Source organism: Achromobacter dolens (genome assembly GCF_902859745.1).
Taxonomy (GTDB): Bacteria; Pseudomonadota; Gammaproteobacteria; order Burkholderiales; family Burkholderiaceae_B; genus Achromobacter; species Achromobacter dolens.
In genome coordinates this window covers 1-11364 of sequence record NZ_CADIJW010000084.1, presented here as the reverse complement: position 1 = coordinate 11364, position 11364 = coordinate 1, and the positions used below count along the sequence as shown (strand labels likewise).

14 protein-coding genes are annotated in these 11364 nt (G+C 70.2%); 6 read left to right on the top strand and 8 right to left on the bottom strand.

The genetic code is table 11. From position 1 onward, the window contains the following. Nucleotides 1-314 precede the first annotated feature (314 nt). The 3 genes from HV783_RS28580 to HV783_RS28570 are packed head-to-tail and all read left to right on the top strand — an operon-like array spanning nucleotide 315 to nucleotide 2703. Complete coding sequence (locus HV783_RS28580) at nucleotides 315-662, top strand: PepSY domain-containing protein (protein ID WP_100503429.1); 348 nt, start codon at nucleotides 315-317, stop codon at nucleotides 660-662. Further along, on the top strand, nucleotides 662-1324 hold the full coding sequence (locus HV783_RS28575; protein ID WP_054500951.1) for a response regulator transcription factor: 663 nt from the start codon (nucleotides 662-664) through the stop codon (nucleotides 1322-1324). The genes HV783_RS28580 and HV783_RS28575 overlap by 1 nt, the downstream gene beginning before the upstream one ends. After that, nucleotides 1321-2703, top strand: a complete 1383-nt coding sequence (locus HV783_RS28570; protein ID WP_175190302.1) for a sensor histidine kinase — start codon at nucleotides 1321-1323, stop codon at nucleotides 2701-2703. Before HV783_RS28575 ends, HV783_RS28570 begins: the two co-directional genes overlap by 4 nt. Nucleotides 2704-2737: 34 nt before the next feature. Here HV783_RS28570 and HV783_RS28565 read toward each other — a convergent pair whose 3' ends face one another. The 4 genes from HV783_RS28565 to HV783_RS28550 all read right to left on the bottom strand — a co-directional run bounded on the left by HV783_RS28565 (nucleotide 2738) and on the right by HV783_RS28550 (nucleotide 5598). Next, nucleotides 2738-3166, bottom strand: coding sequence for a universal stress protein (locus HV783_RS28565; RefSeq protein WP_054500953.1), 429 nt, complete (start codon nucleotides 3164-3166; stop codon nucleotides 2738-2740). A 10-nt stretch (nucleotides 3167-3176) separates the two neighbouring features. Continuing rightward, nucleotides 3177-3602, bottom strand: a complete 426-nt coding sequence (locus tag HV783_RS28560; protein WP_064528398.1) for a universal stress protein — start codon at nucleotides 3600-3602, stop codon at nucleotides 3177-3179. A 184-nt stretch (nucleotides 3603-3786) separates the two neighbouring features. Next, a complete protein-coding gene (murI, locus tag HV783_RS28555) occupies nucleotides 3787-4590 on the bottom strand; it encodes a glutamate racemase (protein WP_175190301.1) in 804 nt (267 codons plus the stop codon). 87 nt (nucleotides 4591-4677) lie between these two features. Then, on the bottom strand, nucleotides 4678-5598 hold the full coding sequence (locus HV783_RS28550) for a LysR family transcriptional regulator (protein WP_054500956.1): 921 nt from the start codon (nucleotides 5596-5598) through the stop codon (nucleotides 4678-4680). Nucleotides 5599-5731: 133 nt separating this feature from the next. Between HV783_RS28550 and HV783_RS28545 the strand changes: the two genes are divergently transcribed. Genes HV783_RS28545 through HV783_RS28535 form a run of 3 tightly spaced genes read left to right on the top strand, consistent with a single transcriptional unit; the run spans nucleotide 5732 to nucleotide 7551 of the window. After that, nucleotides 5732-6307, top strand: a complete 576-nt coding sequence (locus tag HV783_RS28545) for a chromate transporter (RefSeq protein ID WP_054500957.1) — start codon at nucleotides 5732-5734, stop codon at nucleotides 6305-6307. Then, a complete protein-coding gene (locus HV783_RS28540) occupies nucleotides 6304-6828 on the top strand; it encodes a chromate transporter (protein WP_054428590.1) in 525 nt (174 codons plus the stop codon). The genes HV783_RS28545 and HV783_RS28540 overlap by 4 nt, the downstream gene beginning before the upstream one ends. Nucleotides 6829-6861: 33 nt before the next feature. Then, nucleotides 6862-7551, top strand: coding sequence for a DUF1345 domain-containing protein (locus HV783_RS28535; protein ID WP_054500958.1), 690 nt, complete (start codon nucleotides 6862-6864; stop codon nucleotides 7549-7551). Nucleotides 7552-7608: 57 nt separating this feature from the next. On the opposite strand, the gene HV783_RS28530 is transcribed toward HV783_RS28535, so the two are convergent. The 4 genes from HV783_RS28530 to HV783_RS28515 all read right to left on the bottom strand — a co-directional run. After that, complete coding sequence (locus HV783_RS28530; protein WP_054500959.1) at nucleotides 7609-8739, bottom strand: methyltransferase; 1131 nt, start codon at nucleotides 8737-8739, stop codon at nucleotides 7609-7611. A gap of 154 nt (nucleotides 8740-8893) precedes the next feature. After that, entirely contained in the window at nucleotides 8894-10561 is a 1668-nt protein-coding gene (locus tag HV783_RS28525) for an OFA family MFS transporter (RefSeq protein ID WP_175190300.1), read from the bottom strand. A gap of 146 nt (nucleotides 10562-10707) precedes the next feature. Further along, entirely contained in the window at nucleotides 10708-10965 is a 258-nt protein-coding gene (locus HV783_RS28520) for a formate dehydrogenase subunit delta (protein ID WP_006390923.1), read from the bottom strand. A 5-nt stretch (nucleotides 10966-10970) separates the two neighbouring features. Continuing rightward, nucleotides 10971-11364, bottom strand: a 394-nt coding sequence (locus HV783_RS28515; protein WP_175190299.1) for a formate dehydrogenase accessory sulfurtransferase FdhD, incomplete at its 5' end; no start/stop codon positions are given.

Here is an 11364-nt window from a genome sequence, read left to right as displayed (position 1 = left end):
GGCGGGCGCCGGCGCGGCCGGGGCCGGTTGCGGCGCGGTCTGCGCCAGCGCGGCGGCGCCGGTGAGGGTGGCGGCGCCGATGGCCAGGGCGGTCAGGGTCTTGCGGATCGGGTTCATGCGGTTTTCTCCTGAGGGTCGAAGTGGGGCCGTGGATCGGCCATGACGTCATTATTCGAGGGGGCGCATGAACCCGTTCTGAAGCCGTCATTCACCCGCCGTTCATGTTCGACACGCTATAAATGAGACGCTTGCATTCCCCTGTTTTTCCCCCGCGCGCCGGGTTACCCTGGACGCGATCGCCCGACGGAATCCCCATGACCGCACGCCTTCGTATCGGAATCTGGCTGACCGGCCTTGCGCTGGCCCTGGCGCTGGCCGTCGGGCCCGGCGCCGGCCGCGCCGACGAAAGCGACCACGAACAGGCGCGCCAGGCCCTGCAGGCCGGCAAGGTGCTGCCGTTGCGCTCCGTGCTCGATATCGTCGAGCGCGACTACCCCGGCCAGGTGGTCAAGGTGGAATTCGAGGAGGATGACGGCCTCTTCCTGTACGAGATCCGCCTGCTGCAGCCCGGCGGCAATCTGGTCAAGCTGAAGATCGATGCGCGCGACGGCGCCGTGCTGGGCATGAAGGGGCGCGACATCCAATTCCGGAACCGACACTGATGCGCATACTTGTCGTCGAAGACGAACCGACCCTGGCGTCGCAACTGGCCGAGGCGCTGCGCCACGGCGGCTACACCGTCGACACGGCGGCCGACGGCGGCACCGCCCACTACATGGGCGAGGTCGAGACCTACGACGTGGTGGTGCTGGACCTGGGGCTGCCGGTGATGGACGGCCTGACCGTGCTCAAGCAGTGGCGCGCGGCCGGACGCGGCATGCCGGTGCTGATCCTGACGGCGCGTTCCAACTGGCACGAAAAGGTCGCCGGCATCGACGCCGGCGCCGACGACTACCTGACCAAGCCTTTTCACATGGAAGAACTGCTGGCGCGCGTGCGGGCGCTGTTGCGCCGCCACAGCCACCACGCCAGCGCGCAATGGCGCTGCGGCCCGCTGATGCTCGACACGCGGCTGGCCCGCGCCACGGTCGATGGCCAGCCGCTGAACCTCACCAGCCATGAATTCAAGGTGCTGGCGGTGCTGATGCAGCGCGCCGGCGAGGTGGTCTCGCGCGGCGAGCTGATCGAACACATCTACGCGCAGGACCACGATCGCGATTCCAACACCATCGACGTGTTCATCGGCCGCCTGCGCAAGAAGCTGCCGGCCGACACCATCGAGACCGTGCGCGGGCTCGGCTACCGGCTCGCCTGTACTTCATGACGTCGCCGCGCGCGCCGGGGTCGCTGCGCTGGCGCATGCTGGCCGGCACGCTCGCCTGGATCGCGGCGATCGTCGTGCTGGCCGGATGGGGGCTGGGCAACCTGTTCCGCCAGCACATCACCGAACAACTGCGGACCGAACTGGCGCTGCACATGAACCAGTTGACGGCGGCGGTCAGCGTGGCGCCGGACGGCCGCCCGACGGTGTCCTCGCCGCTGAGCGACCCGCGCCTGGAGCAGCCGCTGTCGGGCCTGTATTGGCAGATCGACCGCCTCGATGACAGCGGCCGCGTGGTGGCCGCGGGCGTGGCGCGCTCGCGCTCGCTGTGGGACCAGGTGTTGGCGCTGCCTGCGGCCGACGACGCCGACGGCCTTCACGACATCGCCGGGCCCGAGAATCACCGCCTGAGCGCGCTGACGCGCCTGCTCAAGCCCGAGGACAGCGACGCCGGTTCGCTGCGCCTGGTGGTGGCCGCCGACCGCGCGGTGCTGGCCGAACCGATCGAACGCTTCGACCACATGCTGCTGTGGTCGCTCGGCGCGCTCGCGGCCGGAATGGTGGCGGCGGCGGTGGTGCAGGTGGCGGTGGGGCTGCGGCCCCTGGGGCGGCTGCGGCGCCAGCTCGCCGCGCAGCAGGGCCGCAACAGCGTGCGGATCGAGGGCCGTTTTCCCAGCGAGATCCAACCGCTGGTCGACGATTTCAACCGCGTCCTGGCGGTCAACGCCGATATCGTGCAACGGGCGCGCACCCAGGCCGGCAACCTGGCGCACGCGGTCAAGACGCCGCTGACCATCCTGGGCAACGCGGCGGCGCGCGAAGAGGGCGCGTTCGCCCGCCTGGTGCGCGAACAGGTCGCCATGGCGCAGCGCCAGATCGACCACCACCTGGCGCGCGCGCGGGCCGCGGCGGCTTCCGGCACGGCGGGCGGACGCGCGCCGCTGCGGGCGCCGCTGCAGGCGCTGTTGCGCGTCATGCAGCGTCTGTACGCGGCGCGCGGGCTGGCGCTGGAGATGGACGAATTCCCCGACCGGCTTGAGTTCCGTGGCGAGGAACAGGACCTGCAGGAGATGGTTGGCAACCTGCTCGACAACGCCTGCAAATGGGCCGCGCGGCGCGTGCGGATCGGCGCCCAGGCGGATGCGCCCGACCGCCTGCGCATCGTGATCGACGACGACGGCCCGGGCATTTCCGAGGGCGAGCGCGAGCGCATCTTCGAGCGCGGCGTGCGCATGGACGAGCAGCGCCCGGGTTCGGGCCTGGGGCTGGATATCGTGCGCGACCTGGCCGGCACCTACGGCGGCGAGGTCAGCGCCGGACAATCGCCGCTGGGCGGGTTGCGCGTGACGCTGATCCTGCCGGCGCTGCCGACCGGCGCCTAGCTGACCGGCCGACGCCTGGCGCCGTCGCCGGCGCTCAGCGCACCAGCGTCACCGGCACCTCGGCCAGTTGCACCACCTGGTTGGCGACCGAGCCGATCAGCATGCCGGCAAGCGCGCCATGGCCGCGCGTGCCCATGACGATGCGGGCGCATTGATGCTGTTGCGCGTAATGGGCGATCTCGACCGCGGGGTTGCCGAATTCGACGTGGCTGGTGTAGTCGGTGCCGGTGACGTCGAGCAGCTTGCGCGCGTCGTCGGCGGCTTCCTGGCCTTCGCGCACGTAGTATTCGTCGATCATGTCCTGGGTGACCAGCCGCGACAGGCCGGCGCGCCCCTGCGGCGGTGTCTGGATGTTGAGCAGGTGGATGCGCGCGTCGCGCGCGCCCTGCGCCAGTTGGCGCGCATGCAGCACGGCGCGGTTGGCATTGTCGGAGCCGTCGACCGGCACGAGGATATGCAGCATGGCGGTCTCCTTACTTGACCAGGGTGACGGGCAGGTCCGTGAGGTGCAGGACCTTGGTGGCCACCGAACCCATGAACAGCGCGGAGGCTGATCCCAGTCCGCGCGTACCCATGAAGATCTCGTCGGCGTCGCTCTCCGCGGCCACGCGCGCGATGGTTTCCGCGGCGGCGCCGGTCTCGACGCGCTGGCCGAACGGCACGCCGGCCTCGGTCAGCAGCGCGCTGGCTTCACGCAGCGCGGCCTGGGCTTCTTCCTGGTGGTAGGCGTCGATGTCCGCCTGCGACAGGCCGCGGCCGATCTTGCCTGCGTGCAGCGGAATCTGCACCGTCAGCAGTTCGACCCGTTCGACCGGATCGTAGCCGCGCGCCTCGAGCATTGCCCGGACGGCGTGCACGGCGTGTTGCGAGCCATCCACGGGGATCAGAATGCGTTTCATCGACGTCTCCTTGTTGTCCGCGAGCCACGGCGATGCGCCGCGGTGTCTCCACTGTACGAAATTATCCCGCGCCATGGGCGGTGGCGGGATGCGCGGAATCAAACGAAGCGGACCGTCCGAGCGGGGCGGCATCAGTCCTGTGCGCAAGCGGCGGGGCCCCGGCGGCAGGGGGCCGCCAGCGACTTCAGCGCCAGCGCGCCGGCGTCTGCGCCGCCTCGGCCGGCAGGCCCAGCAGCAGGGCCGCCATGCGGCCCAGCGCGGCCGCATCGCCGGTCGTCTCCAGCGACACCGAGCCGGCGCCGTCCGGCGCCAGCAGTCCGCGCTCCTGCAATTGATGGCGCAGGCGGCGCGCCACCGGGCCGCCGGTTTCCAGCAGGGGCACGGACGCGCCCGCCGCGGCCTGGATCTCGTCGCGCAGGAAGGGAAAATGGGTGCAGCCCAGCACCAGCGCGTCGGCGCCCTGGGCCAGCAGTTCGCGCACCGGCGCCGCCACCACGCGGGCGGCGCCCGGGCCGTCGATCTCGCCGCGTTCGACCTGCAGCACCCATTCCGGACACGGCCGGAACAGGATGCGGATCTCGGGCGCCTCGCGCCGCACCAGCGCCGCGAACTTGGGGCTGGCCAGCGTGCCGGTGGTGGCGAAGACGCCGACCACGCCGCTGTGCGTCAGGTGCGCGGCCGGCTTGATGGCCGGCTCCACGCCGATGATGACCAGGTCTGGATGGCGGGCGCGCAGCAGCGCGATGGCGGCGGCGGTGGCGGTGTTGCAGGCCACCACCATGGCCTTGGCCTGGCGCGACACGAAATAGTCGGCGATGGCCAGCGCCCGCTGCTGCACGGCTTCCTGGGTCTTCTCGCCGTAGGGCACGTGGGCGGAATCCGCCAGGTACAGCAGGTGTTCCCGCGGCAGCGCTTCGCGGATGGCGCGCAGCACGCTCAGTCCGCCGACGCCGGAGTCGTATACGCCTATGGGGTGGGGGGCATGCATGGGCAAGCAGCGAGAGCCAGGATGGCGCCCAGTGTAGCGCCCGGGGCACGTCGCCACCGCGAGAGGCTTCTTTCCCTGCGAACGGGCCTAGTCTTCCGGCGTCTCGCGATGCGCGCGCACCTCCTCGATCAACCGGCGGGTCGCGCCCGACAGCGGCGCGTCGCGCCAGATCAGGGTGAGCGGGGCGCGCAGCTCCACCGGGCCGGTGACGTTGACGTACACCACGCCCTCGATATTGACCCGGCGCAGCGAGGCCGGCACCAGCGACACGCCCAGGCCGGCCGCCACCAGGCTCAGGGTGGACAGCACGCGCGGCGCCTCCTGCGCCACCCGCGGGCTGAAGCCCGCGGCGCGGCAGCCCGAGATGATGGCGTCGTACAGGCCGGGGCCGCTGTGGCGGCGGTACAGGATCAGCGATTCCTCGGCCAGCTCCGCCAGCGCGATGCGCTTGCGGCTGCGCCCCTTGACCATCGGATGGTCGGCGGGAAAGGCGGCCAGCATGGTTTCCTCCAGCACGCTCTCGACCGCCACGCCGCGATCGGCGCCGTGCGCGCCGCGGATGAAGGCGACGTCGACCCGGCCGGCGCGCACGTCTTCCATCAGCTCGCCGGTGCTGCTTTCTTCCAGCACCAGCCGCACCTGCGGCGCGCTTTCGCGAAAGCGCCGGATCACCGATGGCACGAACGGGTGGAAGGCGGCCGAGCCGGTGAAGCCGACCGTCAGCCGGCCAGCCTCGCCCAGCGACACCCGCCGCACGCCGTCGACCGCCTGATCGACCAGCGCCAGGATGCTGCGCGCGTCGGCCAACAGCGCCCGGCCGCTTTCGGTCAGTTCCATGCCGCGCGGCAGGCGGTGGAACAGCGTGACGCCGAGCTCCTGTTCCAGCACGCGGATCTGCTGGCTGAGTGGGGGCTGGCGGATGCCCAGCCGGGCGGCCGCCTTGGTCAGGTGGGATTCCTCGGCCACCGCCAGGAAATAACGCAACAACCGCAAGTCGACGGATGCCATATGTGACGGATATGAATGTTTAGTCAGTCATATATTAGACATTATCTTTGGGCGGGAGTAGGCTGCGAGCTATTCCTTCACTCCCGGCGCCGCCGCGCGCCGGCGTTTCCCGGCCGGCCACGGCCCCAAGACAATGAACGCAGCAGCTCCCGATTCCCCCGACGCCACGCGGCCACCGCCCACCTGCGGGCAACTGTTCTACGGATTCCTCATGCTCGGCCTGACGGCCTTCGGCGGCGCGTTGCCATTGGCGCGCCGCATGGTGGTCGAAAAGCACCGCTGGCTGTCCGGGGCCGAATTCACCGACCTGCTGGGCCTGTGCCAGTTCCTGCCGGGCGGCAACATCATCAACCTGTCGGTCGCGCTGGGCATGAAGTTCCGCGGCCCGCGCGGCGCCTTCGCGGCGCTGATGGGCCTGATCCTGGCGCCGTCGGCCATCGTGGTGCTGCTGGGCATGGTCTACGACCGCTTCCAGAACGATCCGCACATCCAGCACCTGTTCGCCGGCCTGGCGGCCGCGGCGGCGGGGCTGCTGATCTCGATGGCGGTCAAGATCGGCGTGCCGGTGCTCAAGCGCCGCGACTGGCTGGCCGGCTTGGTGGCCACGGCCTGTTTCATCGCCATCGCGGTGCTGCGCATTCCGCTGCTGCCCACCATGGCGGTGCTCACGCCCCTGAGCATCCTGCTGGTCTGGAGGCAACGTCGATGATCCAGACCCTGATCGCCCTCGCCATCATCTTTTCGCAACTGTCGGTGCTGGCCTTCGGCGGCGGCAACACCATCCTGCCCGAAATGCAGCGCCAGGTCGTCGAGGTGCACGGCTGGATGACGGCCGCCGATTTTTCCGCGCTGTTCGCCCTGGGGCAGGCGGCGCCCGGCCCCAACCTGATGGTGGTCACGCTGGTCGGCTGGCACGTGGCCGGCTGGGCCGGCATGCTGGTCACCACCCTGGCCAAGTTCGGGCCGTCCTCGATCATCACCATCATCGCCCTGGGACTGTGGGAACGGTTCAAGGACCGCCCGTGGCGCGGCGTGATCCAGGCCGGCATCTTCCCGATGACGGTGGGGCTGGTGGCCGCCAGCGCCGCGCTGATCACGGAGGCATCGGCCCACACCTGGCTGCTGGGCGCCATTACCGCGGTGGTGGCGCTGCTGGGCAGCGTGACGCGGATCCATCCGCTGTGGCTGCTGTTCGGCGGCGCGCTGGTGGGATTGCTCGCGATCGGTTAGCGTTTAGGCTCTTGCCACCCGTGGGAGGCCGCCATGACGCTGCCGGTCAAGGATCCGGATACCGACTCGACCCAGGCCGGCGTCGCGCCGCTGCCGTTCTTCCATGCGCATCGGCGCCTGGTGCTGTGCGGGCTGCTGTTCGTCGCGGCGGCGGTGGGGTTGTGGCGCGCCGGCCTGGCGCCGAGCCGGGCGGGCCTGCTGGGCTTTGATCTTGCGGCGCTGGTGTTCCTGCTGCTGACCGGCGCCGCCTTCGGCAGGGCGACCCCCGCCACGATGCGGATCCGGGCGCAGCAGGTCGATGTCGGCCGCAGCGCCGTGCTCTGGAGCAGCGTGCTGCTGTCTTGCCTGGTGATGCTGGCGCTGTGGATGGAAATGCGCGCGGCGGGCGGCCTCGAAGGCGCGGCCGACCTGATCGCGGCGGCCGCCAGCATCGTGCTGTCGTGGCTCTACATGAACATGATCTTTGCGCTGCACTATGCGCATGGCTACTACAGCCACCGCAACGGCATGCACAAGGGCCTGGACTTCCCAGGCAAGGAAGATCCCGACTACTGGGACTTCGCCTACTTCTCGCTGGTGCTGGGCATGACGTTCCAGGTGTCGGACGTGCAGATCGTCAGCCGCCGGCTGCGGCGCACGGCGCTGCTGCACAGCGTCATTGCGTTTTTCTTCAACGTCTTCATCATCGCCATCAGCGTCAACGTCGCGGCGGGGCGGGCATGAAAAAGCCCGGCCGGGGGGCCGGGCTTCTGCATGTGCCGAACGACGGGCGGCGCGCGCTCAGGCCGCCGCCAGCCGCCACAGCGACGTGACTTCCTTCGAGCGCGCCGCGTACAAGGGATCGTCGGGATCCTTGGCGCGGCCGTGCGTGGGCCGGGTGTCGATGCGCTCCACCACGCGCAGGCCGGCCTGCTCGATCATCTCCAGCAATTGCTCGCGGGTGCGCAGGCCCAGGTGTTCGGCCAGGTCCGACAGGATCAGCCAGCCTTCGCCGTTGGGCGTCAGGTGCGCCGTCAGCCCATTGAGGAAGCCGCGCAGCATGCGGCTGTCGGGGTCGTAGACCGCGTGCTCGACCGGCGAGCTGGGGCGGGCCGGCAGCCACGGCGGGTTGCAGACCGCCAGCGAAACCCGCCCTTCGGGGAACAGGTCGGCCTGGACCACCTCGACCTGTTTGGCCAGGCCCAGCCGCTCCAGGTTCTCACGGGCGCAGGCCAGCGCCCGCGGGTCCATGTCGGTGGCGATGACGCGCTTGCCGCCGCGGCGCGCCAGCACCGCCGCCAGCACGCCGGTGCCGGTGCCGATATCGAAGGCCACGCTGCCGCGCGGCATCGGGGTGCGCGCCACCAGGTCGATGTACTCGCCCCGCAGCGGCGAAAACACGCCGTAGTGCGGGTGGATGCGGTTGTCCAGCGCGGGAATCTCCACGCCTTTCTTGCGCCATTCGAAGGCGCCGATCAGGCCCAGCAGTTCGCGCAGCGACGCCACGTACGGTTCGTCGGCGGGGCCGTGGGCTTCTTCGCAGGCCTGCCGCGCGTCCGGCGCGCGGCGCAGCGAAATGCCGTGGCCGGCGTCGAACGGAATCAGCAGCATGCCGAGGATGCGGGCGCGCTGCGACTGGATCTGGCGATGCTGGTTGAAGGCCTCCAGCATGGTTTCGACCGGCTTGCGCGGGCGCTTGTCGACGCGGCGCGTGATCGCCTGCAACAACTGGCGCGCATTCTGGAAGTCGCCGCGCCACAGCAGGCCCACGCCTTCGCACGCCAGGCGATAGGCCACGTCCGCCGTGGTGCGGTCGTCGGCCAGCACCACGCGCTTGGGCGGCGTGGCGCCGGATTCCGAGCGCCAGCGGGCGGTGTGGTGGGTCTGGTCCGGGGCTTCGCCCTCGGTCCAATGCAGTTCAGGCAGGGTCAACGGGACGCTCCGGACAAGGCGGGCTTCAGGGGCAGGACGGTCATGAAACGGGGAAATCCAGGGGGAAAAGAAAACAAGGCGCGGGCTGCCAATGTAGCAGCTTCGCGCCTTCGGGGGCGGCGGATGGCGCGCGGCGCCACCCGTCGGGGCGGTATCAGTGGAACAGCACCACGGCCTTCTGCAGCGTGATCCAGATGCCCCAGGCCAGCGGGATGCCGACGCAGGCCCAGGCGAACAGCACCAGCGCGGCCGGCGTGCGGAAGGTCGAGGCGCCCACGCCGTGGGTCTCGGCCGCCGCCGCGCGCTCATGCGCCAGGGCCTTTTCGCGCGCCAGTTCCTCGTCGCTCATGAAGTACTTGGGGTTCACCGGGCGGATCGCCAGGTTGCACAGGAAGCCCAGCACCAGCATGCCGGCCAGGATGTACATGGTGATGTCATACACCTGCGCCCGCGGCACGCCGATGGACAGCTGGTATTCGCGGATGTAGTTCACCAGCACCGGCCCGAAGATGCCCGCGGCCGACCACGCCGTCAGCAGCCGGCCATGGATGGCGCCCACCATCTGCGTGCCGAACAGGTCCGCCAGGTAGGCCGGCACGGTGGCGAAGCCGCCGCCGTACATCGACAGGATGACGCAGAAGGCGGCCACGAAAAGCGCCAGCGCGCCCATGTGCGCGGTCCAGGGAATCGCCGCGTACAGCGCGAAGCCCAGCACGAAGAAGATCAGGTAGGTCATCTTGCGGCCGAGCTTGTCCGACAGGCTGGCCCAGAAGAAGCGGCCGCCGATGTTGAACAGGCTCAGCAGCCCGGTGAAGCCCGCGGCGATGGCGGCGATCGAGGCCAGTTGGGCCTTGTCGAGCTGGCCGTAGCCCAGCTCCGGCTTGTTGATGAGGCCGCCGCCGAACACTTCCTGCAGCAGCGGCGAGGCCATGCCCAGGATGCCGATGCCGGCGGTCACGTTCAGGCACAGCACCAGCCACACCAGCCAGAACTGCGGCACGCCCCAGACCCGCTTCACGTGCACGTGGCCCTGGGTGATCATGGCGTTGTTGGCGTGCCTGGCGGGGGCGGTCCAGCCCGCCGGCTTCCAGCCGGTGGGCGGCACGCGATAGCCGAGCGCGCCCGACATCATGAAGACGAAGTACACCAGCGCCATGGTCAGGAAGGTCTGCCACACGCCCGGCGAGGTGGGCGTGGCGAAGTGGCGCATCAGCAGGTCGGCCAGCGGCGCGCCGATCATGGCGCCGCCGCCAAAGCCCATGATGGCCATGCCGGTCGCCATGCCGCGGCGGTCCGGGAACCACTTGATCAGCGTGCTGACCGGCGAGATGTAGCCCAGCCCCAGGCCGATGCCGCCGATCACGCCCGAGCCGAGCCACAGCATCCACATCTGGTGCAGGTAGACGCCGGCCGCCGAGATCACCAGGCCGCCGCACCAGCACAGGGCCGACACCACGCCCGCCTTGCGCGGACCGGCGCGCTCCAGCCAGCCGCCCCACAGCGCCGCCGAGCAGCCCAGCAGCACGAAGAACAGCGTGTACATCCACCCCATGGTGGAGATGCGCCAGTCGCAACTGGTGGTGAACAGCTCGGCCACCAGGCTCATGTCGGCCGGGCAGGCCAGCGGCTGGGCGCCGCCGACCGCCTTGGACAGCGGCAGCCAGAACACCGAAAAGCCATAGGCCATGCCGATGCACAGGTGGATGGCCAGGGCGGCCGGGGGCACCAGCCAGCGGGAAAAACCCGGTCCGGCGATGGTGCGTTCCTTGTCCAGGAAGCCCGGCTTGGCGCCGGGCAGGTCTAGCGTTGCAGTGCTTTCCATGAGGTCTCCTCGGGGTGCGGCTTTATAGCGGCGTTGGCTGGAGAAATCCAGTCCCGCCGTCTCTTGTTGAACCCTTTGCTGCGGTAAAGCTTGCTGCGTCCGCGCGCCGTCGCGGGCACGCGGATCGGTGCGGACGCGTCGGTCGGTCAGGGCACGCGCGCCAGCGGTGTCAGGCGTTCGCGGTTCTGCGTCACCGCCTCCAGCACCAGCGGATGCAATTGTTGTTCGCCGGCATCGCCGTCGGGCTGCCGCGCCAGGAAGTCCAGCAGCTCGTTGCGCATGCGGGGTTCCCAGAACTTGTGGATATGGTTGGCCACGCCTTCCACCGCTTCAGGCCGCAGCGGCATGGCTTCGAAGAATTGGCCGATGCGGTTGGCCATGCGGATCAGGTTGCCGATTTCCATGCGTGTCAGGTCTGCGAAGTGATGCGTTCGGGATGGGAATACAGGGTCGCGTCGTCGTTGCGCAAAAAGCCCAGCAGCGCGATGCCGGCGCTGTCGGCCAGGCGCACGGCCAACGCGGTGGGGGCAGACACCGCCGCCAGGATGCCGACGCCGGCGGCGGCGGTCTTCTGCACCATCTCGAAGCTGGCGCGGCTGGACACCAGCACCACGCCGTGCGCGGCGGGCAGGGCCTGGCGCGCCAGCGCGCCGACCAGCTTGTCGAGCGCGTTGTGGCGGCCCACATCCTCGCGCACCAGCGCCACGGCGCCGCTGGCGTCGGCCCAGCCGGCGGCGTGGGTGGCGCCGGTCAGGTCATGCAGCGCCTGGCGCGCGCGCATGTCGCGCATCGCCCGCAGCACC

Bases quoted from the DNA above. Each gene is read 5' to 3' on its own strand.
- HV783_RS28580 (WP_100503429.1), top strand. From the start codon at position 315: ATGACCGCACGCCTTCGTATCGGAATCTGGCTGACCGGCCTTGCGCTG.
- HV783_RS28575 (WP_054500951.1), top strand. From the start codon at position 662: ATGCGCATACTTGTCGTCGAAGACGAACCGACCCTGGCGTCGCAACTG.
- HV783_RS28570 (WP_175190302.1), top strand. From the start codon at position 1,321: ATGACGTCGCCGCGCGCGCCGGGGTCGCTGCGCTGGCGCATGCTGGCC.
- HV783_RS28565 (WP_054500953.1), bottom strand. From the start codon at position 3,166: ATGCTGCATATCCTCGTGCCGGTCGACGGCTCCGACAATGCCAACCGC.
- HV783_RS28560 (WP_064528398.1), bottom strand. From the start codon at position 3,602: ATGAAACGCATTCTGATCCCCGTGGATGGCTCGCAACACGCCGTGCAC.
- murI (WP_175190301.1), bottom strand. From the start codon at position 4,590: ATGCATGCCCCCCACCCCATAGGCGTATACGACTCCGGCGTCGGCGGA.
- HV783_RS28550 (WP_054500956.1), bottom strand. From the start codon at position 5,598: ATGGCATCCGTCGACTTGCGGTTGTTGCGTTATTTCCTGGCGGTGGCC.
- HV783_RS28545 (WP_054500957.1), top strand. From the start codon at position 5,732: ATGAACGCAGCAGCTCCCGATTCCCCCGACGCCACGCGGCCACCGCCC.
- HV783_RS28540 (WP_054428590.1), top strand. From the start codon at position 6,304: ATGATCCAGACCCTGATCGCCCTCGCCATCATCTTTTCGCAACTGTCG.
- HV783_RS28535 (WP_054500958.1), top strand. From the start codon at position 6,862: ATGACGCTGCCGGTCAAGGATCCGGATACCGACTCGACCCAGGCCGGC.
- HV783_RS28525 (WP_175190300.1), bottom strand. From the start codon at position 10,561: ATGGAAAGCACTGCAACGCTAGACCTGCCCGGCGCCAAGCCGGGCTTC.
- HV783_RS28520 (WP_006390923.1), bottom strand. From the start codon at position 10,965: ATGGAAATCGGCAACCTGATCCGCATGGCCAACCGCATCGGCCAATTC.